Origin of the sequence: Tardiphaga sp. 709, from assembly GCF_032401055.1 — a bacterium.
In the GTDB taxonomy this organism is placed as follows: domain Bacteria; phylum Pseudomonadota; class Alphaproteobacteria; order Rhizobiales; family Xanthobacteraceae; genus Tardiphaga.
Window position 1 is genome coordinate 5,943,956 of sequence record NZ_CP135529.1, and the last position, 22,167, is coordinate 5,966,122.

At 63.1% G+C, this 22,167-nt stretch carries 18 protein-coding genes; 11 read left to right on the plus strand and 7 right to left on the minus strand.

Annotation, left to right across the window (positions count from 1 at the left end; translation table 11 throughout):
* Window positions 1–13: 13 nt before the first annotated feature.
* Entirely contained in the window at window positions 14–2,089 is a 2,076-nt protein-coding gene (locus RSO67_RS28445; RefSeq protein ID WP_315841593.1) for a pyridoxamine 5'-phosphate oxidase family protein, read from the minus strand.
* Between the two features lie 57 nt (window positions 2,090–2,146).
* Complete coding sequence (locus RSO67_RS28450; protein WP_315841594.1) at window positions 2,147–2,764, minus strand: glutathione S-transferase; 618 nt, start codon at window positions 2,762–2,764, stop codon at window positions 2,147–2,149.
* Window positions 2,765–3,137: 373 nt separating this feature from the next.
* Between RSO67_RS28450 and ccmI the strand changes: the two genes are divergently transcribed.
* From ccmI to RSO67_RS28470, 4 genes are read left to right on the plus strand one after another with little or no spacing between them, the layout of a single operon-like run.
* Window positions 3,138–4,256, plus strand: a complete 1,119-nt coding sequence (gene ccmI / locus RSO67_RS28455; RefSeq protein ID WP_315841595.1) for a c-type cytochrome biogenesis protein CcmI — start codon at window positions 3,138–3,140, stop codon at window positions 4,254–4,256.
* Between the two features lie 6 nt (window positions 4,257–4,262).
* The gene (gene ccmE / locus RSO67_RS28460) at window positions 4,263–4,751 is read left to right on the plus strand and encodes a cytochrome c maturation protein CcmE (RefSeq protein ID WP_315841596.1); all 489 of its coding nucleotides are present in this window, start codon (window positions 4,263–4,265) and stop codon (window positions 4,749–4,751) included.
* Window positions 4,748–6,730 (plus strand): heme lyase CcmF/NrfE family subunit, encoded by a 1,983-nt coding sequence (locus RSO67_RS28465; protein ID WP_315841597.1) that lies wholly within the window; start codon window positions 4,748–4,750, stop codon window positions 6,728–6,730. Before ccmE ends, RSO67_RS28465 begins: the two co-directional genes overlap by 4 nt.
* A gap of 4 nt (window positions 6,731–6,734) precedes the next feature.
* Window positions 6,735–7,232 (plus strand): cytochrome c-type biogenesis protein, encoded by a 498-nt coding sequence (locus RSO67_RS28470; RefSeq protein WP_315841598.1) that lies wholly within the window; start codon window positions 6,735–6,737, stop codon window positions 7,230–7,232.
* A 21-nt stretch (window positions 7,233–7,253) separates the two neighbouring features.
* Here the strand turns inward: RSO67_RS28470 and RSO67_RS28475 are convergent, their stop codons facing one another.
* Together RSO67_RS28475 and RSO67_RS28480 are read right to left on the minus strand one after the other, a co-directional pair.
* Complete coding sequence (locus RSO67_RS28475) at window positions 7,254–7,940, minus strand: GntR family transcriptional regulator (RefSeq protein WP_315841599.1); 687 nt, start codon at window positions 7,938–7,940, stop codon at window positions 7,254–7,256.
* Between the two features lie 6 nt (window positions 7,941–7,946).
* Window positions 7,947–8,846 carry an amidohydrolase family protein gene (locus RSO67_RS28480; protein ID WP_315841600.1) on the minus strand — a complete coding sequence of 300 codons (900 nt, stop codon included), beginning with the start codon at window positions 8,844–8,846 and terminating at the stop codon, window positions 7,947–7,949.
* A gap of 136 nt (window positions 8,847–8,982) precedes the next feature.
* Between RSO67_RS28480 and RSO67_RS28485 the strand changes: the two genes are divergently transcribed.
* The 4 genes from RSO67_RS28485 (at window position 8,983) to RSO67_RS28500 (ending at window position 13,125) form a co-directional block, all read left to right on the plus strand.
* Complete coding sequence (locus RSO67_RS28485; protein WP_315841601.1) at window positions 8,983–9,951, plus strand: tripartite tricarboxylate transporter substrate binding protein; 969 nt, start codon at window positions 8,983–8,985, stop codon at window positions 9,949–9,951.
* A 38-nt stretch (window positions 9,952–9,989) separates the two neighbouring features.
* Window positions 9,990–10,382, plus strand: coding sequence for a carboxymuconolactone decarboxylase family protein (locus tag RSO67_RS28490; protein WP_315841602.1), 393 nt, complete (start codon window positions 9,990–9,992; stop codon window positions 10,380–10,382).
* Between the two features lie 189 nt (window positions 10,383–10,571).
* Window positions 10,572–12,164, plus strand: a complete 1,593-nt coding sequence (locus RSO67_RS28495; RefSeq protein ID WP_315841603.1) for a Do family serine endopeptidase — start codon at window positions 10,572–10,574, stop codon at window positions 12,162–12,164.
* A 280-nt stretch (window positions 12,165–12,444) separates the two neighbouring features.
* Complete coding sequence (locus tag RSO67_RS28500; protein WP_315844384.1) at window positions 12,445–13,125, plus strand: response regulator transcription factor; 681 nt, start codon at window positions 12,445–12,447, stop codon at window positions 13,123–13,125.
* Window positions 13,126–13,146: 21 nt separating this feature from the next.
* Here RSO67_RS28500 and RSO67_RS28505 read toward each other — a convergent pair whose 3' ends face one another.
* From RSO67_RS28505 to RSO67_RS28515, 3 genes are read right to left on the minus strand one after another with little or no spacing between them, the layout of a single operon-like run.
* Window positions 13,147–13,803 (minus strand): HD domain-containing protein, encoded by a 657-nt coding sequence (locus tag RSO67_RS28505; RefSeq protein WP_315841604.1) that lies wholly within the window; start codon window positions 13,801–13,803, stop codon window positions 13,147–13,149.
* 41 nt (window positions 13,804–13,844) lie between these two features.
* Window positions 13,845–14,819, minus strand: a complete 975-nt coding sequence (locus RSO67_RS28510) for an alpha/beta fold hydrolase (protein WP_410001790.1) — start codon at window positions 14,817–14,819, stop codon at window positions 13,845–13,847.
* Window positions 14,820–14,857: 38 nt separating this feature from the next.
* On the minus strand, window positions 14,858–15,598 hold the full coding sequence (locus RSO67_RS28515; RefSeq protein ID WP_315841605.1) for an SDR family oxidoreductase: 741 nt from the start codon (window positions 15,596–15,598) through the stop codon (window positions 14,858–14,860).
* A 248-nt stretch (window positions 15,599–15,846) separates the two neighbouring features.
* On the opposite strand from RSO67_RS28515, the gene RSO67_RS28520 reads away from it, so the two are divergent.
* From RSO67_RS28520 to RSO67_RS28530, 3 genes are all read left to right on the plus strand, one after another.
* Window positions 15,847–17,430, plus strand: a complete 1,584-nt coding sequence (locus tag RSO67_RS28520; protein WP_315841606.1) for a winged helix-turn-helix domain-containing tetratricopeptide repeat protein — start codon at window positions 15,847–15,849, stop codon at window positions 17,428–17,430.
* 141 nt (window positions 17,431–17,571) lie between these two features.
* A complete protein-coding gene (locus RSO67_RS28525; RefSeq protein ID WP_315841607.1) occupies window positions 17,572–19,032 on the plus strand; it encodes a sensor histidine kinase in 1,461 nt (486 codons plus the stop codon).
* Window positions 19,029–21,992, plus strand: coding sequence for a bifunctional [glutamine synthetase] adenylyltransferase/[glutamine synthetase]-adenylyl-L-tyrosine phosphorylase (locus tag RSO67_RS28530; RefSeq protein ID WP_315841608.1), 2,964 nt, complete (start codon window positions 19,029–19,031; stop codon window positions 21,990–21,992). The genes RSO67_RS28525 and RSO67_RS28530 overlap by 4 nt, the downstream gene beginning before the upstream one ends.
* Window positions 21,993–22,167 lie beyond the last annotated feature (175 nt).

The window sequence follows — 22,167 nt, forward strand, 5'->3', positions numbered from 1 at the left end:
CCTCATTCCGAGATCAGAGCGCCAATTGAATGCGATTGGTTTCGCTGCCGTCACGTGCGGCCGGGACGGCGCAGCAGATCAGCACTTCATCATCGGCCACCGCAGCGGCAGGTTCTGTGACATAGGTGACCGTTCCCGCCAGGAGCTTCGTTCGGCAGGTGCCGCAATGCCCCTCACGACAACCGAAATCTGGGCTCAGGCCGCGCGATTCCGCGAGGTCGAGCAACGATCCCGACTCTGGCGTCCAGCGCGCTTCCTTCGCAGACTCCGCGAACACCACATGGACCGATGTCGATGACGATGGCCGGCGCGCCGGTGCTGTCGCCGGGCTGTCGACGGTTCGCACCAGTGATGCGGGGCCGAATGCTTCGGCGTGGATACGGTTGTCAGCGATGTTCAATGCACGAAGACCGTCATAGAGCGACTGCATGAATCCGGAGGGGCCGCAAAGATAGAAATCGTAGTCCTCCATCGGCATGAACCGTGACAGCAGGGCCATGTCGATACGCCCTGCAGCGTCGTAGTCGGTGCCTTCGTCGGCATCCGCGACATCGCCGAGAACGCGGATAATGCGGACGGCTCCTCCTGCCGAGTTTTCGAGTTCGTCCAGCTCGCTCCCGAAAGCGCGATCCTGCTTCGCGCGGGCTGCCTGAACCAGGACGGTCGGCCGAACTTTCTGCGTTCGAAGGCCCTCATAGACCACGTGCCGTAGCATCGCGAGCATCGGTGTGATGCCGATGCCACCCGCCAGCAGCACCGCCGGCCGCTCCTCGGCGGCATCGATTGTAAATTCGCCGGCCGGCGCCCGCGCTTCGATGACGTCGCCGACCTTGATGCCGTCGTGTAGCCGCTGCGACACCAGTCCGTCGCGTTTGACGCTGATGCGGTAGACGTGATCCGAAGGAGCGACTGACAGCGTATAGGTTCGGATGGCGGTCTTTTCCGCTCCGTCAATGGGCAGTCTGATCGGGAGATACTGTCCGGCGCGATGAGGGAGGAGGCCGGCGCCGTCAGTCGGCTCCAGATGGAACGACCTCACCGTTGCGTTCTCATCGACGACGTTGATGACCTTGAATGGCCGCCACTTGGTCGCAAGTTCAGCAGCCCGCAAACGACCAGCTGCCTGCTCCCAGTTGCCTGTCATGAGAGTGCTCGGAGCCCATCCGTCGGGCCGGGACGACCAGCGCAGGGACAGGGCGCCGCGCCGAAGAACGATACGCCGCGCGTTGAATTGCCAAAGGCGCTCGGCGCCCTGGAAGGCGGCGATCTCTGGCGAGTCCAGGATGACGCGGGCGTCACCGGTCATCTGCAGAACGTCGCCGGTCGCGTAATCGACAAACAAGAGCCCGGCTTTGCCGTTGACGAGGATGTTGCCCAGCGTGGCGAAGAAGAGATTGCCGGCGAAATCCGGGATTGTGAGCGTGCCGTCGTCGGCAATGCGCACGAAACCGGGATTGCCGCCGCGGCTCGAGACGTCGACCTGTCGACGGGATTCTCGCTCGACATAGGACGCGACAAAGAACATGTCGGCGGCTTCGATCATGCGGCGTGCCGTTGCGTCGATTTCGGCTTTCTCTTCGATATTTCCCGTAAACAGTTCGCGTGGATCGTGGACGAATTCATAATCGCGGAGCTGGATGTAGCGCGGGCAATTGCCGAAACTTTGGTCGACGTCAAAATGAATGGCGTCATTGTCCGACGGCCCGATGATGCCGTTGACGCGATTGCGTCTGCGCGTGTGGAGTTCGATGCCGAGCAGGCCGATTGCATCGCCCTCGTGCATACCTTCGCTGGCGGGATCGCTTGGCTCCCTGACGACATCGATATCGAGCGATTGCGCTGTTGGCGATGAGATAAAGCCGGGTTTGCCGGTGACAAATGTGGCCCATGCGTCGCCTGCGCCGTCGACGCTGCCGAGCGCGATGAAGGGGATCTGGGCGTAGAAATCCCGGTGTTGCGTCGGCATGTAATCGCGCACGATACGCTTGCCGAGCTCATCCATATGAGCCGAAACGCCGACCTTTTCCTGGATCGCCTTCTCGCCGGCGTGCCAGATGTCCAGTTTTGATAGCGATATGGTGTCGGTCATCGGTCCGCTCTCGTTAGCGGTGTCGGGCGTATGCCTGGATACGCCCGACACACGCAGTTAAGCCGCAGCCGCGAGGCCGACGGGTGTCTTGGCGAAAGGCACAAAGCCGGGCAGCGCTTCGATGCGGCGCAAGAAGGCGTTCACCTTCGGATAGCCGGACAGATCGACATTTCCTTCCGGCGCGCTTGCGATGTAGCTGTAGAGCGCCACATCCGCGATGGTCGGACCATTGCCAACGAGCCAGTCGCGATCGGCGAGATGCGCTTCGACTAGTGCCAACAAGGCGTGCGCACGCGAGATCACTTCCTCTGGATTGAAGTTCCTGCCGAAAACGGTGATCAGCCGTGCAGCGGCAGGACCATAGGCCAGTTGGCCTGCAGCGACAGACAGCCAGCGCTGGATGGCCGCGCTTCCCTTCGCGTCATCGGGCAGCCACTCGGCTCGGCCGGATGCCTTGGCGAGATAAACGAGTATGGCGTTCGAGTCGGAGACAATGGTGCCACTGTCATCGAGGACCGGCACCTGACCGAACGGATTGAGCGCAAGGAAATCCGGCGTCTTGTGTGCGCCCGACTTCAGGTCAACCTCGATGAGTTCGTGGGGCAGGCCAAGGAGCGAAGCGAACAGATGCGCGCGATGAGAGTGGCCGGACAGTGGATGGTGATAGAGCTTCATTATCTTGATCCTGAATTCGTGGTCGGGTTCATTCCCGTTCAGCGAATGCAAGTTGCTTCATGATCCGGCGCGCGAGAATGCACGCTCTGCGCACTTCATCATTGCACCGGATGAAATAACCGCGGCTTTTGTCGGCGCGCGACAGGGCCGATAGCGGTTTCGTCAATCGCGTCGATGGGTCTTCCCGGAGAACATCCACGTCACGGAGGGGCGTTACTCGGAAAGCGGGCTCGCAGCCGCCGCAATCCTTGATCCAGAACAAGCCGCCGGACGTCGCGATGGCATAAAAGTCAATTGCGCGGCGTCGGTGGTCATGGTGTAACCCGGCAAAGATGTTGTTTAGATCGACTCAAGACTACGCCGGAACCCATTGATGGCCTTATGGTTTGTGTTCGCCTTGATGACCGCCGCGGCGACTTTCGCCGTGTTGTGGCCGCTTGGCCGGACCCGCTCCGATGCGGGGGGCACCGAGGCCACCGTCTACCGGGATCAGCTCGTCGAAATCTCCCGCGATACCACCGCCGGCCTGATCGGGCCGACCGAGGCGGAAGCGGCGCGTGTCGAGATCAGCCGTCGTCTGCTGGCGGCCGTTGATGCGGAGGGCGCGGCGTCCGTGGGCAGCAGTCCTGGGTTTCGCCGCGCGGTGGCGCTGGTGGCGCTGATCGGCCTGCCGCTGCTGGCCGTCGGCTTCTATCTGCCGCTCGGTTCGCCTGCCATGCCGGACTTTCCGCTCGCCGCGCGCAATCAGTCGCCGAGTCCCACCCAGCCGCTGGACAATCTCGTCGCACAGGTCGAGCAGCATCTCGAGAAAAACCCGACCGACGGTCGCGGCTGGACCGTGCTGGCACCGGTGCTGGCGAAGATCGGCCGTACCGACGACGCGGTGCGCGCGTTCCGCAATGCGATCACCTATGCCGGCGATACGGCTGCGCGACGCGCCGATCTCGGCGAGGCCATGGCGATGGCCGCCAATGGTGTCATCACCGCGGATGCCAAGACCGAATTCGAACGCGCTGTCGCGCTCGATGCCGGTGAGGTCAAGGCACGCTACTTCCTGGGCCTCGCGGCCGAGCAGGATGGGCGTGGCAGCGACGCTGCGGTGATCTGGCGCGACATGCTGGCAAAGGGACCTGCGGATGCGCCATGGCGTCCGGTGGTCACGGCGGCCCTGGCGCGCGTCGGCGGCAGCGCTCCGAAATCAGGCCCGAACCTGCCGGCTCTGTCGGAAGACACGATCGCGTCGGTACAGGGCATGAATGCCGGTGACCGCAATGCGATGATCCACGGCATGGTCGACCGGCTCGCCACGCGGCTCAAGCAGGACGGCAGCGACGTCGAGGGATGGTTGCGGCTGGTGCGGGCCTATATGGTGCTCGGTGAGCGCGACAAGGCAAAGAGCGCGCTGGCGGATGCACGGGAGGCGGTCGGCACGGATGCCGAGCGGCTGCGCAAGCTGAACGATGGCCTGAAAGATTCCGGGCTGGATGGGTGACTTCCAATGACGCGCAAGCAGCGAAGATTGACGATGATTGGTGGAGCGCTGGTGGTGCTCGCCATCGCGGCCGGACTCGTGCTCAACGCGCTGCGCGACTCCATCGTGTTCTTCTCGACACCGCAGATGGTTGCCGAAAAGCAGATACCGGTTGGCAAGCGCTTCCGTCTCGGCGGCATGGTCGAGCAAGGCTCGCTGGTGCGCGGCGACAATCTGGCTGTCAGCTTCAAGGTGTCCGATGGCGGCGCGACGCTGCCGGTGAATTATAAAGGCATCCTGCCGGATCTGTTCCGCGAGGGGCAGGGCGTTGTCGCCGAAGGCGCGATGGATGCGTCGGGCGTGTTCAAGGCCGACACCGTGCTGGCGAAGCACGACGAGAACTACATGCCGAAGGAAGTCGCTGACGCGCTGAAAAAGCAGGGGCGGTGGCAGGAAGGCGCTGACGGCAAGCCGGTAATGTCGCAGGGCGCTGCCAAGCCCGTGGTGACGCAGTGATTGCCGAAGCCGGACATTACGCACTGGTGCTGGCGCTCGCGCTGGCGCTCATCCAGTCGACGGTGCCGATCGTCGGTGCGCGCCTGCGCGATCCCGCATTGATGAATGTCGCGCGCTCCACGGCACTGGCGCAGTTGCTGTTTGCGGGGCTGTCGTTTCTCGCGCTGACGACGCTCTACGTCACGTCGGATTTCTCCGTCGCAAACGTGTTCGAGAATTCGCATTCCGCAAAGCCGCTGCTCTACAAGATCACCGGTGTGTGGGGAAACCACGAAGGCTCGATGCTGCTGTGGGTGTCGATCCTCGCACTGTTCGGCGGGCTCGTCGCCGCCTTCGGCAATAATCTGCCGCTGTCGCTGCGCGCGCATGTGCTGGCGGTGCAGGGCTGGATCGCTGCGGCGTTCTATATGTTCATCCTGATGACCTCGAATCCATTCCTGCGGCTGGCGCAGCCGCCGCTCGAGGGCCGCGATCTCAATCCGGTGCTGCAGGATATCGGCCTCGCGGTGCATCCGCCGATGCTCTATCTCGGCTACGTCGGCTTCTCCATCGCCTTCTCCTTCGCCGTCGCCGCGCTGATCGAAGGGCGTATCGATGCCGCCTGGGCGCGTTGGGTGCGGCCATGGACGCTGGTGGCATGGATCTTCCTGACACTGGGCATCGCGATGGGTTCGTACTGGGCCTATTACGAACTTGGCTGGGGCGGCTGGTGGTTCTGGGATCCCGTCGAGAATGCATCATTGATGCCATGGCTGTCCGGCACTGCGCTGCTGCATTCCGCCGTGGTGATGGAGAAGCGCAATGCGCTGAAGGTCTGGACCATACTTCTCGCGATCCTGACTTTCTCGCTGTCGCTGCTCGGCACCTTCCTGGTGCGCTCTGGCGTCCTCACCTCCGTCCATGCTTTTGCGACGGACCCGACGCGCGGCGTGTTCATCCTGCTGATCCTGTGCCTGTTCATCGGCGGCAGCCTGATGCTGTATCTGGGGCGCGCGTCGTCGCTGAAGCAGGGCGGACTGTTCGCGCCGATCTCGCGCGAGGGCGCGCTGGTGCTGAACAACCTATTCCTCACCACGGCTTGCGCCACCGTGTTCATCGGCACACTGTATCCGCTGGCGCTGGAAATGCTGACCGGCGAGAAAATCTCGGTGGGCGCGCCGTTCTTCAATCTCACTTTCGGGCCGCTATTCGTGCCGCTGCTGCTGGCGATGCCGTTCGGGCCGCTGCTGGCGTGGAAGCGTGGCGATCTCAGAGGCGTCACGCAGAGGCTGATGGCGGCCGGCATTGCCGCGCTGCTGGCGGTGGCACTGATCTGGGCATGGACCACGGGCGGCGCGGCGCTGGCACCGCTGGCGATCGGGCTCGGCGTGTTCGTCATTGCCGGATCGATCGTCGATATCGCCGAGCGCACCATGCTGTTTCGCCTGCCGTTCGGCGCCGCATTCCGTCGCGCGCGCGGATTGCCGCGCGCGGCTTGGGGCACGGCCTTCGCCCATGCCGGCATCGGCGTCGCGCTGATCGGCATCGTTTGCGAGAGCACGTGGAATACCGAATATATCGGCACCATGCAGCCGAACGATGTGGCGAAGCTTGCCGGCTATGAGCTCACGCTCAAGGATGTGACGCAGCGGCAGGGGCCGAATTTCCGTGAAAGCATCGCACGCTTCAGGGTGACGCGCGGTGGTGACGAGATCGGCGAGATGACACCGTCGAAACGTAACTTCGCGGCGCGGCAGTCCTCCACCACGGAAGCCGCGCTGCTCTCGCGCGGCGCCAGCCAGCTCTATATTTCGCTCGGGGAGGAAGCCGCGGGCGGCGCGGTTGCCGTGCGGATGTATCACAAGCCGCTGGTGCTGATGATCTGGTGGGGACCGGTGCTGATGGCTTTTGGCGGACTGCTGTCACTGTCCGACCGGCGGCTACGCGTCGGCGCGCCGAAGCCGGCAAAGGCATCGCGCGCATTGCAGCCGGCGGAGTGACGGCGTGACACGCATTGTCGCAAGCCTCATCGCCGTCATGTTCCTGCTCGGTGCGCCGCTCGCCCATGCGGTGCAGCCGGACGAGATCATGAAGGACCCGGCCCAGGAAGGCCGCGCGCGCAACCTGTCGAAGGAGCTGCGCTGCATGGTCTGCCAGAACCAGTCCATCGACGATTCCGATGCGCCGCTGGCGCGCGACCTGCGTCTCTTGGTACGCGAGCGCATCGCCACCGGCGAAAGCGACAAGCAGGTGCTGGATTTCCTGGTGGCGCGCTATGGCGAATTCGTGCTGCTGAAGCCGCGGCTCAACCTGCACACGCTGCTGCTGTGGCTGCTGACGCCACTGGTGCTGATCGGTGGTGGCTTCGCCTTGTGGTGGCACAACCGGCGGCGCGGGAGTGCAGGCGGCAGCGATGATGATGCCGTGATGAAACTCACCGCCGAGGAAGAGGCGCGGATCGAAAAGCTGATCGCGGCGCAGAACGAGACGACATCGACCTAGTGGAGCTGTTGCCGCGGCGGTCTATTCGGCCGGTAACACCGCCTGGATATTCCGACCCGTGCGTTCAATGTGCTCCTTCAAGATCCGCGTTGCATCGCGGGTGCGCCGTTCGATCATCGCATGGGCCATGGCCGTGTGTTCTGCAGGCACATCGCGATCCGGCTGATGCTTCTTCAGGAAGATGCGACGATAGCGATCGCTCTGGTCGTGCAGCGTCGCACAGAACTGCCGCAGCAGCGGCATCTGGCATGCCGAGATCAGTTCGGCGTGGAAGGCGCGATGCGCAATCTCCCAGGCTTCCTGTTCGGCGGCCGAGCGTGAGCCGCGCTTGCAGCGGCTAAGCTGATGCAGCGAGCCGAGCACGCGTCCTTCCCAAGCGACGTCGCCATGTTCGATGGCTTCCTTGACGGCGAGGCCTTCGAGTTCGACGCGCAGCCGGATGATCTCGGCAAGATTGCTCGCAGAGACTGGCGTGACGCGATAGCCGCGCTGGTCGATCAGCGCGACGAGCCCGTCATTCTCCAGACGACACAGCGCTTCGCGCAGCGGGCTGAGGCTGACGCCGAAAGCGGTGCGCAGGCGATCGAGATTGAGTTTGCTGCCGGGCATCAGCTCGCCGCGCATGATCGAGTCCCGCAAGCGGGCGACCAGCGTGGTGGACAATGTGGTCGGGATCGCGCCGGCCGTGGTGGTGCGTGCGGTGCTCATGATGGCCTATCCGATGCTCCCGAAACCGTAGAGCGAAGCCGGATTATCCACCAGTGCCATTTGCTGCGCTTTGGCATCCGGCAGCCAGAGCGGGATGAGATCGACGAGGTCGCCATCGTTCGGCATCGCGACCGGGCAGATCGGATGCGGCCAGTTGCTGCCCCAGAGGATGCGGTCGGGGCGCGCTTCGACCACGCGCGCGATCATCGGCAGCATGTCGCGATGCGGATAGGGCTCTGCAGAGAGGCGATACAGGCTGGCGAGCTTGATCCAGCAGCGCTCGGTGTCGAGCAATCCCAGCAAGGTTCGGAACGGTTCGGAGTCAACGCCTTCCGCAGCGCTGATCCGGGCGAGGTGATCCAGCACGAACGGACTACGGACCTGCATCAGTTGCGGCGCGACGTCGACCAGTTCGCTCGCTCTGTTGAAATGCAGCACGAGATGCCAGCCGAAATCGAACGTCTCGTCCGCGAGGCCGCGCAAATGCGCGAAAGATGCGCCGCCGCTGACGACGGTGGACATCCGGCAGCCCCGCATGCCGCGGAGGTGCATGTCTTCCAGCTCCTGCTGCGGCAGGCCCGACGGGATCACGGCAACCCCGCGCAGCCGTCGCGGATTGAGGTCGAGGGCCGCGAGCGTCGCGCTATTGTCGGTGCCGTGAGCACCGCCGTGCACGATGACGGCGCGGTCGATCCCGAGCGTTTCGTGGAGCTGCATCAGGTCGTCATAGGTGCAGTCTTCGGGCGTGTAGCTGCGCTGTTCGCTGAACGGAAATTCGGCCTGCGGACCGAAGACGTGGACATGGGTATCGCAGGCACCACGCGGCATCACGAATGCCGGACGCTTCGGATGGCGGTCGGGGCCGGGGCAGGGCTTCGGTGGGGCGCCAGGCGTATGCGCACTCATCGTGGCAACTCCCTTCAAATAAGCGATCTTTGTTCGCTGAAAATAAACGGTGGCAATCAGTCGATTTGACGACAGCCTTAAGTAGTGCCAACATAAAATCGACGAAGCAAGAAAAATCGATTATTTGGAGGTTCGCATGCGGCACGTGGTTTCTGCACTGGTGGCTCTGGTCATGGTTTCGCTGGTCGGCCAGGTGGCCCATGCAGGATTTCCCGAACGCGGCATCAAGATCGTGGTGCCGTTTCCGGCCGGTGGATCGAACGACGTCGTTGCCCGCTTGCTCGGCACCAAGCTGCAGGAGCTCTGGGGACAGCCGGTGGTGATCGATAACCGTGCCGGCGGCGGCGGCAACATTGGCGCGGATGCAGTCGCGCGCTCGCCCGCTGATGGCTATACGTTGCTGCTGACGGCGCCCGGACCGCTCGCGGTCAATCAGTCGCTCTATGCGCAACTCCCCTTCAATCCCGCGCAGGACTTCACGCCGGTGGCACTGATCGCATCGGTTCCGATCGTGTTGGCCGTCAATCCCGGCGTGAAGGCGACGACGGTGGCTGAGCTGATCGCGCTCGCCAAGGCGTCGCCGGGCAAACTCAATTTCGGCTCGTCCGGCTTGGGATCGACCAATCATCTGGCGGGCGAGTTACTGAAAGCCCGTGCCGGCATCGATATTGTCCACGTGCCCTATCGCGGCGCGGCACCGGCAATGAATGACCTGATCGCGGGTCAGATCCCGATGATGTTCGACAATATGCCGGCGGTTCGTCCGCAGGTTCAGGGCGGCACGATCCGCGCGATCGCTGTCGCCGGCGCAGCACGTTCGCCTCTGTTCCCGGAGCTGCCGACCATGGCGGAGGCGGGTGTCGCGAATTTCGAGGCGTCGTCATGGTTTGGCCTCGTCGCGCCGGCCAAGATGCCGCCGGATGTGACGAAGGTGCTGATCGACGGGGTGACCAAGGTGCTGAAGGACCCCGACATGGTGAAGCGTCTCGCCGATGTCGGCGCCGAGCCCGGCACATTGTCAGGCGACGCGTTCGCGGCGTTTCTGCGCGCCGAGTCGGAAAAATGGGGCCAAGTGGTCAAGACGGCGGGTGCCAAGGTCGAGTAGGGACCTCATGCCAAGATCGATTTGAAAACGGGAATCATATGACGAAGAAAATTGCTGAGCTCGACGAATTGAAATCCCGCTACGAGGGGATGATTGGCTTCACGCCGCCGAAGATCGCCAAGCGGCTGGAACTGGGCATGCGGGTCGATCCCGCTCTGGTCACGGCGCTGGAGGACTGGCGGATTGCGGCGCTGACGCCGACGGCGCTGGATCAGAAGACAGTGCAACTGATGTCGTTCGCGATCCTGCTGGTCCAGACGTCCGAAGCTGCTGCCAATCACGCAAAGGCTGCGATCAAGGCCGGGGCCACGCTCGAGGAACTGCACGCAAGCGCCGGAATCGCGGCGCTGTTCCGCGGCGTTGCAGCCTTCAACATGGCCGGCGAAATCCTGGCCGGTCTGTTCCCGGAGACGGGTCAAAAGACCGGCTGATACCGCCGCTGCATCTGCCGATATCGGGGTGATTCAGGCGCGTTTTTCCCTGCGTCACCCCGCCACACCTGCATCTCCCAGATTACCAAACCTTAATTCCCCTGCCAGCCCGCGGTAAGGTGGAAACCTCCATCTTCAGACCACACAAGGCGCCTTGCCCCCCGCGCCGTTGCTCTGGAGATTTTCTCGATGTCCGACCGCCCCAACGATTTTTCCGAATTGCCGTCCTACAAGGCGTCCCGCCGTTCGCTGTTCTCTGCGCGTAAATTCGCGCTGATGGCGTCGGTCGTTGCGGGCCTTGGTGTTGCCGCTTATGGCCTGTCGCCGTCCAACGGTCCCGTCGACATCTTCACGACCACTGCGCATGCGCAGGTCGACAAGCAGGTCAAGTCGCAGGCCGCGCAGCCGGTCGGCTTCGCCGATATCGTCGAGCGCGTGAAGCCGTCGGTGATCTCGGTCAAGGTCAACATGAAGGAAAAGGTCGCATCGAAGGATGACGACAACAACGGCGACTCGCCGTTCCAGCCGGGCTCCCCGATGGAGCGCTTCTTCAAGCGCTTCGGCCAGGACGGCGTGCCCCCGGGCATGCGCGGTGGTCCGCGCGGCGGCCGCGGCGTCGTCAGCGGTCAGGGCTCGGGCTTCTTCATCTCGGCTGACGGTTTCGCCGTAACCAACAATCACGTGGTCGATGGCGCCGACAAGGTTGAGGTAAATACCGATGACGGCAAGACCTATTCGGCCAAGGTGATCGGCACCGATCCGCGCACCGATCTGGCACTGATCAAGGTCGAAGGCCGCACCGATTTCCCGTTCGCCAAGCTCGCCGACGGCAAACCGCGGATCGGTGATTGGGTGCTGGCAGTCGGCAACCCGTTCGGCCTTGGCGGCACCGTGACCGCAGGCATCGTCTCGGCCTCGGGCCGTGACATCGGCAGCGGTCCGTATGACGATTTCATCCAGATCGATGCGCCCGTGAACAAGGGCAATTCGGGTGGTCCGGCTTTTGACACCTCTGGTGAGGTGATGGGCGTCAACACCGCGATCTATTCGCCCTCGGGCGGCAGCGTCGGCATCGCGTTCTCGATTCCGGCCTCCACCGTGAAGACGGTGATCGCGCAGCTCAAGGACAAGGGTTCGGTCTCGCGTGGCTGGATCGGCGTGCAGATCCAGCCGGTGACCCAGGATATCGCTGACAGTCTCGGCCTGAAGAAGGCGGAAGGCGCGCTGGTCGCTGAGCCGCAGGCCGACGGTCCGGCAGCCAAGGCCGGCATCAAGTCGGGCGACGTCATCACCGCGGTGAATGGCACGCCGGTCAAGGATGCACGCGAACTCGCCCGTACCATTGGCGGCTTCGCGCCGGGCAACACGGTGAAGATCAACGTGCTGCACAAGGGTGAGGACAAGGTTCTGTCCATGACCCTCGGCCAGTTGCCGAACACGGTGGAGGCGAAGGCCGACATCGACAGCGGTGACAAGGGATCTTCGTCGCGCGGCTCCGACGTGCCGCGGCTTGGCCTCACGGTCTCGCCCGCGAGCAGTGTCGCCGGTGCCGGCAAGGACGGTGTCGTCGTGACCGGCGTCGATCCGAAGAGCGCCGCTGCCGAGCGTGGCTTCAAAGAAGGCGACGTCATTCTCGAAGTCGCTGGCAAGAGCGTGACCAATCCCGGCGATGTGCGCGAGGCGATTGTCGCCGCGCACAACGACAACAAGAATAGCGTGCTGATCAGGGTTCGCTCGAACGGCTCCTCGAAGTTCGTCGCCGTTCCCCTCGCGAAGAGCTGATCACCGCACATGAACGGAGAGTGTCGCCGGCATAGTCGCCCCCGCTGACGGCTCTTTCCAGGGGGCGAGCCACAAACTCGCTCCCACTGCTCCCTTTCGATGGAAAACAGCCCCCTTCCGTTGAAAGGCCAATGGGCGGTGAAGTTTCCCCCAGCTTCACCGCCTATTCTTCTTTCTGCCCCAAAGGATAACCGGCGGGCATTCCGCCGCCTTGCATGAAAGCCCGGTGCGCGCCATGGTGACCGAGACTCACAATATTCACAGCGAATCCGATCCCCAGATGCGTCTGCTCATCATCGAAGACGACCGCGAATCCGCCGACTATCTGGTCAAGGCTTTCCGTGAGGTCGGCCATGTCGCCGATCACGCCAGCGATGGCGAGGAAGGTTTCGCGCTCGCCGATTCCGGCGATTACGACGTGCTGGTGGTCGATCGCATGTTGCCGAAGCGCGATGGACTCTCCGTCATCGGGGGTCTGCGTGACAAGGGTAACCGGACGCCGGCGCTGATCCTGTCGGCGCTGGGCCAGGTCGACGACCGCATCAAGGGCCTGCGCGCCGGCGGTGACGATTATCTGCCAAAACCTTATTCATTCGCCGAGCTGCTCGCGCGCGTCGAAGTGCTGTCGCGCCGCCAGGGCGGTCCCGCCGAAGAGACGACCTATCGCGTCGGTGATCTCGAACTCGACCGGCTGTCCCATGGCGTGACGCGCGGTGGCCAGGAACTGATCCTGCAGCCCCGCGAATTTCGGCTGCTCGAATATCTCATGAAACATGCCGGGCAGGTGGTCACCCGCACCATGCTGCTGGAAAACGTCTGGGATTATCACTTCGATCCGCAAACCAACGTGATCGATGTTCATATCTCGCGCCTGCGCTCAAAGATCGACAAGGGTTTTGAGCGTCCGCTGCTGCATACTATTCGCGGCGCCGGCTATATGATCCGCGACGGCATGAAGTAAGCGGCGGTCCCGTCACGCTATCTATGGCTGTTCTTCGTCGAACGGCGCGCCCATCACCAGTTCGACGACGGAGCTTGCCTTGTAGCCCGCCACGAAACGTTCGCCGAAATCGCGAATGAAGTTGTCGTAAGTGGTGCCGGGTTGGGTCCGGGCGATATGGCAGAAGCAGCGAGTCATTTTCTGCTTCATTCCCAAACGTGGAAATTCCGCGACAATTGCCGCAACTTCGCTCGGCGGAATAAGCTCGTACTGCAAGCCGACGACGTCGAAGCAGATGCCGGCGGTGCAGAGCGCGACTTCCGCTTCCTTGAACAGCCCAATCGACGGCGTGGAATTGAGCGCAACGCTATCCCAGATCAACTGTGCACGGCTTCGGTCGAAGCCATGCTCCCGTGCAAAGAGACGCGCGAGGTCGGCGCCTTCCACTTCGAAGCGACGCGGCCCGGCGAAGCGTTCATTGAGCGTGATGTCATGCAGCAGTGCTGCGACGGCGAGAACCTCGCCGTCGTGCTCGATGTTCTGCAGTTGAGCGAGCCGCACCGCAAACAACCATGACCTGACGACATGGTTGAACAAGTACGGTTCGCAACTGTTTCGGGCGTGGTCGATCGCGCTGGCGATGATGGCCGTATCGGGGACGGTTACTCCCGCCAGTTGCCTGCCATTGATCTGTTGCATGTTCGTCGCCTCGCTCTACCGGACCGTGAAGGTTGCTTGTGCTAGCTCTTCAGGAATTTCAGCAGCTCGGCATTGACCTGATCCGCATGGGTCGCCGTGATGCCGTGCGGTGCGCCGGGATAATAGACATCCTTGGCACCCTTGATCAGCTTGGCGGATTTCACCGCGGAATCCTTCACGGGCACGATCTGATCGTCCTCGCCATGCAGGACGAGGGTAGGGATGTCGAACTTCTTCAGGTCTTCCGTGAAGTCCGTTTCCGAGAACGCCTTCACGCTCTCATAGGCGTTCTTCGCGCCAGCCTGCATGCTCCACAGCCAGAACTGATCCAGCGTGCCCTGCGAGACTTTCGCGCCGGGCCGGTTGGCGCCGTAGAAGGCGATCGCCAGATTCTTGTAATATTGCGACCGATCTCCGGCCACACCGGCGCGGATGCCGTCAAACACCTCGATCGGCAATCCTTCCGGATTGGCTGGTGTCTTCAGCATGATCGGTGGCACCGCCGCGATCAGCACCGCCTTCTTCACGCGCCTGGTGCCGTGGCGGCCGATGTAGCGTGCGACTTCGCCGCCGCCAGTGGAATGGCCGACCAGCGTCGCGTCCTTCAGATCGAGCGTCTCGATGACTGCGGCGAGATCGTCGGCATAGCCGTTCATGTCATTATTGTTCGAGGCCTGGCTAGAGCGGCCATGACCGCGGCGGTCATGGGCGACGACACGGTAGCCATGCTGGGCGAGAAACAGCATCTGGCCGTCCCACGCGTCCGCGTTGAGCGGCCAGCCGTGGGAGAAGGTGACGACCGGGCCCTTGCCCCAGTCCTTGTAATAGATCTCGGTGCCGTCCTTTGTGGTGATGGTGCTCATGGTGCGATGTCCTTTGTGCGCGTGAGGTTTGGTTGGCTTGTCCCCGGCCTTGCCCTCGGCGATCGAGGGCAAGCCGGCAGTGATCGCGGTGACGGCGGCAGCTGAGAGCAGGTCGCGGCGGGAGGGTGTCGAGCGCGGAACGTCGTCGGTCATGGTCGGTCCTTGGTTGGCGGAGAGGCAGCTTGCGTCGATCAACCCTTGAGCCAGTCGTCGAGATGGATCGCTCCGATGCGCGCGCCGGCATCGGGCGTCAGGGAGCGATCATTGATCGGCGTGCCGAAATAACCCACGTGGATATCGGCGATGACCTGGCGTGGGTCCTGCTTTGCCGTCAGATATTTGCGCCCGAGTGCATCGAGCGGGAGCGGTTCGGGCCCGGCCACCTCGACGATGCCGTTCACTGGGGTGCCCAGGGCAAGGTCCACCATGGCGGCTGCCACGTCCGCAGACGCGATGGGCTGGATCAGGGCCGGCGCCAGGCGAATCACGTTGCCGTCCACGCCGCCTTGCACGATGGCGGGGATGAATTCGAAGAACTGCGTCGCCCGCAGGATCGTGTAAGGCATTCCGGACGCCTTGATGAGATCCTCCTGGGCCAGCTTGGCACGGAAATAGCCGCTGGCCTGAAGGCGCTCGGTCCCGACCACAGACAGGGCCAGATGATGCTGGACGTCTGCGGCTTTTTCCGCCGCGAGCAGGTTGCGGCTGGATGTCTGGAAGAATTCCATCACTGGTCCGTCCTCGAATAATGGCGAATTCGCCACGTCGATGACGACGTTTGTCCCGGACATGGCCTCGGCCAGTCCTTCCCGCGTCAGGGTGTTGACGCCCGTCGACGGCGAGGCGGCGAGGACCTTGTGGCCCAGCTTCCTCAAGCCGCTCACGACCTGCGTACCGATGAGGCCGCTACCTCCGATGACGACGATTTTCATGGTATTTTCTCCCTTTTACACGGTGACGATCGTGTGGGCGGACCATGCGCCGCGGCGCACAGGAAGACTTTGCCGCAATCTTCGTTTTCTCTTGAGTTTCGCTTGGATGTTCGTTCAGAAGAGGCCGGCTGGCACGTCGCTCCCGATGGTGCGCGACAGGCCAGTTGTGGGGTCGGTTCTGTTGCCTCCTGAAGGTCTTGACGGTTCATTGCCGCCGGCCGAAAACGCAGGCAGTCATGGAGCGCCGAGTGCCGTATCTGTTCGCAGGCTATGTCCTCGATCCCGACCGCAGAGAGTTGTCGCATGGCAGCGACAAGGTGGCGATCACGCCGCAGGCTTTCGACCTGCTGCTGCATCTGGTGAAGAACCGCGACCACGTCGTCAGCAAGGATGCCCTTCTCGATGCCGTGTGGGCGGGACGGATCGTCTCCGAATCGACGCTGGCCAGTCACATCAATGCGGTACGCAAGGCGCTGGGCGATAGCGGCGATGAACAGCGGCTGCTGAAGACGGTGGCGCGCAAGGGCTTTCGTTTCGTCGGCGATGTGACCGAGACGGCAATGCCGGCGCAGTCTGACGCGGCGGTTGCCGATCACACCACATCGACGGCGAACCCGGACGCCGCGCTGACGTTGCCCGATCGGCCGTCCATCGCAGTATTGCCGTTCCTCAATCTGAGCGGCGATCCGCAGCAGGACTATTTCGTCGATGGCATGGTCGAGGACATCATCCTCGCGCTGTCGCGGCTTCGCTGGCTGTTCGTCATCGCCCGCAATTCCAGTTTCACGTTTAAAGGCCGTGCCGTGGACGTCCGCGAGGTCGGACGCGAACTTGGCGTGCGCTATGTACTGGAAGGCAGCGTGCGCCGTGTGGCGAACCGTGTGCGCATCACCGGACAGCTCGTCGATACCACCACGGGCATGCATCTGTGGGGCGAGCGCTTCGAGAGCGTCGTCGATGACATCTTCGATCTGCAGGACCAGGTTACGGAAAGCGTCGTGGGCGCTATCGCGCCGCAGCTTGAATCCGCTGAGATCGAACGCGCCAAGCGGAAGCCGACCGATAGCCTCGACGCCTATGACTACTATCTCCGTGGGCTGGCGAATTTTCATGCGTCGACGCGCGACGGGATCGATGCGGCATTGGTGAATTTCTACAAAGCCATCGAGCTCGATCCCGACTTCGCTGCGGCCTATGGGATGGCCGCGGGATGCTTCTACTGGCGCAAGATGAACCGCTGGCTTTCCGATCGTGTGGCTGACGGGCGTGAAGCGGCGCGGCTTGCCGAGCGCGCTGTGACGCTTGGCAAGAACGACGCGGTCGCGCTGACACGCGGCGGCCATGCCTGGCCACATTTCGGCGGCGACCTGCATGCCTGCGTCGCCTATGTCGATCGTGCGCTGGTGCTCAATCCCAATCTCTCGACGATCTGGTACCTCGGGGGCTATCAACGCGTTTCGCTCGGCGAGCATGACGAGGCCATCGCCTATTTTTCACGCGCCATGCGGCTCAGTCCGCTCGATCCCGAGACATTCCAGATGCATACGGGAATCGCGATGTCGCATCTCTATTCGCGACGCTTCGATGTCGCGCTGGATTGCTTGCGGGAGGCGTCGCGCGAGGTGCCGAACATTCTCCGTGTCGCCGCATTCCAGGCGGCCGCGCATGCTCTGGGTGGGCGAATGGAAGAGGCGCGTGAGGCGATGGGCCATGTGCGCCGGCTCGATCCCACATTGCGGCTCAGTAATATTGACGACTGGCTGCTGGTGCGGCGACCGCAGGACTTCGCACTTGCATCGGAAGGCCTGCGAAAGGCCGGCCTTCCGGAGTGAACCGGCTGAAAGATAAAATTCCCACAGCACGGCGACATTACCAACATCTCATATTCATGCCCTGTTTGTTACAGCTTGCGCCTGCTAGAACAGGGCATGACTTCCAGAACCTTCCATTTCCGCACGTCCCGAGCGTGACCCGTGACGGCTATCGGTAAACTGTTTCGCACGACGGCCTTCCGGTTGACGTTGGCCTATCTGCTGCTGTTCGCGCTGTTTGCAGCATCGCTGCTCGGCTATTTCGCCTGGAATACACACCGGCTGATCAACGATCAGATCACGACCACGGTCGATGACGAAATGATCGAGCTGAGCGATCTATTCGGGCGGCGCGGCTTGCGGGGAATCGTGGGTGCCATCGAGAACCGGGCGCTGCGTCCTGGCGCCAACCTCTATCTGATCACGACACCGGCGGGTCAATCCATCGCCGGCAACGTGTCCTCACTGGCGCCAGGCGTGATGGCGACCACGGGCTGGTCCGAGACCGCCTATCGCCGGCTCGATGATCCCGACTCGTCCAACCATCGCGCACTGGTGAAGGTGACGCAATTGAGCAGCGGCTTCAGGCTGCTGATCGGCCATGATCTCGAGGAACGCCGGCGTCTGTTCGACATCGTCGGCGATGCCGCGAAGTGGTCGGTGCTGATCGTCGTCGTCCTTGGACTCGGCGGCGGCATCTTCGTCGCCAGCCGCGTGCTGCGGCGGATCGACGCCATGACCGGCACCACGCAGCGCATCATGGCGGGTGATCTCTCCGGCCGTCTGCCGGTCGGACGCAGCGGCGACGAACTCGACCGTCTCGCGGAAAATCTCAATGCCATGCTGGAGCGCATTGAAGCGCTGATGACAGGACTGAAGGAAGTCTCGGACAATATCGCCCATGACCTCAAGACGCCGCTCACGCGGCTGCGCAATCGGGCCGAGGAGGCGCTGGCACGATCCAGCAACGAGGCCGAATATCGCGCGGCGCTCGAACGCACCATTGAGGAATCCGATGGCCTGATCCGGACCTTCAATGCGCTGCTGATGATCGCACGTGCTGAATCAGGGCAGGCGCGCGGCAATATGGACAATTTCGACGCTGCTGAAGTGGCCGAGGGCATCCACGAGCTCTATGAACCGCTTGCTGAAGACAGCGATCTTACGCTGACCGTCAAGACCGCGGCTGCGCCGCTGCGCGGCAATCGCGAATTGATCAGCCAGGCGCTCGCCAATCTCGTCGAAAACGCCATCAAATATGGCAAACCTGCGATCACGGACGAGAATGCCGATAGCGCGGACGCTGCGGCTGCCAAGGACATCGTGATCGAGGCGCGGCGCGAGGGCGATCAGGTGCTGCTCAGCGTGTCCGATCATGGTCCCGGCATCCCCGAAGCCGACCGGAAACATGCGGTGGAGCGCTTCGTGCGGCTGGAAGCGAGCCGTACACTGCCGGGTTCCGGCCTCGGTCTCAGCCTCGCATCTGCCGTGGCCACGCTGCACGGCGGTGAATTGCAGCTCGGCGACAATCATCCAGGGTTGCGGGTCACGTTGGCGCTGCCGGCAGTGGCCGCCGAAGGCCTTGCGGGTCAAACAGGGAATGTGCCACAGAAGTCGGCATGACTTCAGCCGCAACAGGCGAGGGCCAGCTTCCGCTGGCCGCGCAATTCGTCAGCGGACCGCAGCTGTTCGCCCCCGCCGATGCCGAGCAGCGCTTCGGCGAATGGCTCGCCGATATCGCGCCGGACGATGCCGCCGCATTTCGTGCGATCGCCGACCAATTTCCGCATGCCAGGGCGATCCTGCTCGGCATCGCCGAGGCGTCGCCCTATCTGCTCGATCTGATCCGTGCCGATGCCGCACGTGCATTGCGGCTGCTGCATTGCGATCCCGATCGCCATCTCACCACTCTGATCGCCGAGACCTCGGCGAATGTCGCTGCCGCTGGCGGCGATCCCGATGTCATGCATCTGCTGCGACGCATGAAATCCGAAGCGGCCTTGTTGATTGCGCTGTGCGATATCGGTGGCGTCTGGCCGGTGATGCGGGTCACGCGGGCGCTGACCGATCTCGCTGTGTCCTCCGTCCAGACGACGGTGCGCTATCTGCTGCGCCAGGACGCGGCACGCAAGCGCATCCTGCCGCCGGATCCGGAGAATCCGGAGCAGGGCAGCGGCCTGATCGTGCTGGCCATGGGCAAGATGGGCGCCGGCGAGCTGAACTATTCGAGCGACATCGACCTGATCGTTTTCTTCGATCTCGAGGCGCATACGCTGGCCGAGGATATCGAGCCGAATTCATTCTTCGTGCGTATTGCGCAGGGCGTGTCGCGGCTGCTGCAGCAGCGCACCGGCGACGGCTATGTGTTCCGCGTCGATCTGCGGCTGCGGCCAGATCCGGCCTCAACGCCGGTGGCGGTCTCGACCGCGTCAGCGCTGCATTACTATGAGCGCGAGGGGCGCACATGGGAACGCGCGGCAATGATCAAGGCGTTCCCTTGCGCCGGTGACTTCAAGGCCGGTGAGGCCCTGCTGGCCGAGATCGCGCCGTTCGTGTGGCGCAAGCATCTTGATTTCGCAGCGCTGGCCGACGTCCATGACATGAAACGGCAGATGCAGACGTTTCGCGGGCAGAATGAAATCTCCGTCGAGGGCCACAATGTCAAGGTCGGGCGCGGGGGCATCCGCGAGATCGAGTTCTTCGCGCAGACCCAGCAGTTGATTGCCGGCGGACGCCATCCGGAATTGCGCGTGCGACCGACGCTGGAGGCGCTGAACATTCTCGCTGCCAGCAACTGGATCACCTTTGAGGCGCGCGACGAACTGACGCTCGCCTATGATTTCCTGCGCCGTGTCGAGCACCGGCTGCAGATGGTGGCCGACGAACAGACTCACTCGCTGCCCGATGACGTCGGTGACATGGAACGCTTTGCGCGCTTCTTCGGCTATGACAGCCGCGAGTCATTTGCCAGTGACTTGCTCGGGCATCTCAATTGCGTGCAGGGGCATTATGGCCGCCTGTTCGAAGGCGATCCCACCGATAACGTCCATCTTCCGGCTGTCGACTACAAAGCGGGGGCAACGGATCAGCGGCTGCTCGAACATTTCACCAAGCTCGGTTTCCGCAAGCCTGCCATGGTGGCGGAGACGGTGCAGCATTGGATGACGGATGACTATCGCGCGCTCAAATATGAGGGCACGCGGCAAGCATTCATGGAATTCGTGCCTTCGCTGATCGTCGGGCTGGCCGATGCCGAGGAGCCTGACCTTGCGGTCGTCGCGTTCGACCGCTTTCTGCAGGCGTTGCAGCGCGGCGGCCGGCTGATCTCGCTGCTCAGCCAGAACCGCGATCTCGTCGCGCTGGTGGCGCTTGTACTTGGCGCGGCGCCGCGTCTGGGTGACATGCTGGCGCGGCAGCCGCAGATCATGGACGGCCTCATCGATCCGCGTTTCTTCGGCGCCATGCCGGACCAGCGCGAATTGTCGGCGCGTCTTGCGGCGACGCTCGTAGATGCCAATTCCTATGAAGAGTTTCTCGATCGTCTGAGGCTGTTCGGCCAGGAAAGCCTGTTCCTGATCGGCACGCGTATCCTGTCGGGCACGGTGTCGGCGCAGCAGGCCGGAATTGCGTTCGCCGACGTCGCCGAAGGCATTGCGCATACGCTGCACGGGCTGGTGCTCGATCAGTTCGTCGCCCAGCACGGCCGCATCAAGGACCAGCAGACCGCAATCGTGGCCATGGGCAAGCTCGGCAGCCGCGAGATGACGGCGGCGTCCGATCTCGATCTGATTTTGATTTACGACTTCGATCACGACGCGCCGGACTCCGATGGACCGCGCCCGCTGCACGGCGCGCAGTATTTCGCGCGGTTGACGCAACGCCTGATCAGCGCATTCACCACGCGCACCAATTATGGCGTGCTGTACGAGGTCGATATGCGGCTTCGCCCGTCGGGTCGGGCTGGTCCGTTGGCGTCGCGCATCGACTCCTTCGCTGAATATCAGGAGACCGAGGCCTGGACCTGGGAGCACATGGCGCTGACGCGCGCGCGGGTGATTTCGGCGACGCCGGCGTTCCGCGAGAAAATTGAACTGGTCATCCGCGATGTGCTGACGCGTCCGCGTGAAACCACGATCATCGCCAACGATGTTGCCGAGATGCGTCAGGCCATCGCCGAGGAGAAGGGCGAAGACGATATCTGGGACTTGAAACATGCCGCAGGTGGCATGGTCGATATCGAATTCATCGCGCAATATCTGCAGCTGGTACATGCCGCAGCGAAGCCCGAGATCCTCAGCATCAGTACGCAGCAGGTGCTGGAGAATGCGGCGCGACTGGGCATTCTGTCGCCGGCTGCTGTCGATGTGCTGCGTCCGGCGGTGCGGCTCTATCACGACCTCACGCAGGTGCTGCGGCTATGCGTGAGCGACAAGTTCAAGCCGGAGACGGCAGGCACGGATCTGCTACGGATGCTTGCGCGCGTGAGCAACGAGCCGGACTTCTCTTCGCTGCAGGCACGCGTCCGTGAGACGCAGGCTGACGTCCGCCAGGTGTTCCTCTCGGTCGTGGCAGGCCAGAAGTAGAGGCGCGGTCAGCACTCTGTGTTGACGCGGGTTGTGTGTGACCGGCTGCGCATGATCTCGCGTGAACGGCTGGATAGATTCTAAACGCGCCGCATTGTGGCCGCACCCCGACGTCCTGTAGGTCCGCATCTCGCTTGCCGATGAAATACGGCTCGAGATGTCGCAGCTGCCTGCG

Coding starts and splice junctions, on each gene's coding strand:
- RSO67_RS28445 (WP_315841593.1), bottom strand. CDS start 2,089: ATGACCGACACCATATCGCTATCAAAACTGGACATCTGGCACGCCGGC.
- RSO67_RS28495 (WP_315841603.1), top strand. CDS start 10,572: ATGTCCGACCGCCCCAACGATTTTTCCGAATTGCCGTCCTACAAGGCG.
- ccmE (WP_315841596.1), top strand. CDS start 4,263: ATGACGCGCAAGCAGCGAAGATTGACGATGATTGGTGGAGCGCTGGTG.
- RSO67_RS28510 (WP_410001790.1), bottom strand. CDS start 14,819: ATGACCGACGACGTTCCGCGCTCGACACCCTCCCGCCGCGACCTGCTC.
- RSO67_RS28475 (WP_315841599.1), bottom strand. CDS start 7,940: ATGAGCACCGCACGCACCACCACGGCCGGCGCGATCCCGACCACATTG.
- RSO67_RS28530 (WP_315841608.1), top strand. CDS start 19,029: ATGACTTCAGCCGCAACAGGCGAGGGCCAGCTTCCGCTGGCCGCGCAA.
- RSO67_RS28485 (WP_315841601.1), top strand. CDS start 8,983: ATGCGGCACGTGGTTTCTGCACTGGTGGCTCTGGTCATGGTTTCGCTG.
- RSO67_RS28450 (WP_315841594.1), bottom strand. CDS start 2,764: ATGAAGCTCTATCACCATCCACTGTCCGGCCACTCTCATCGCGCGCAT.
- RSO67_RS28480 (WP_315841600.1), bottom strand. CDS start 8,846: ATGAGTGCGCATACGCCTGGCGCCCCACCGAAGCCCTGCCCCGGCCCC.
- RSO67_RS28490 (WP_315841602.1), top strand. CDS start 9,990: ATGACGAAGAAAATTGCTGAGCTCGACGAATTGAAATCCCGCTACGAG.
- RSO67_RS28505 (WP_315841604.1), bottom strand. CDS start 13,803: ATGCAACAGATCAATGGCAGGCAACTGGCGGGAGTAACCGTCCCCGAT.
- RSO67_RS28515 (WP_315841605.1), bottom strand. CDS start 15,598: ATGAAAATCGTCGTCATCGGAGGTAGCGGCCTCATCGGTACGCAGGTC.
- ccmI (WP_315841595.1), top strand. CDS start 3,138: ATGGCCTTATGGTTTGTGTTCGCCTTGATGACCGCCGCGGCGACTTTC.
- RSO67_RS28500 (WP_315844384.1), top strand. CDS start 12,445: ATGCGTCTGCTCATCATCGAAGACGACCGCGAATCCGCCGACTATCTG.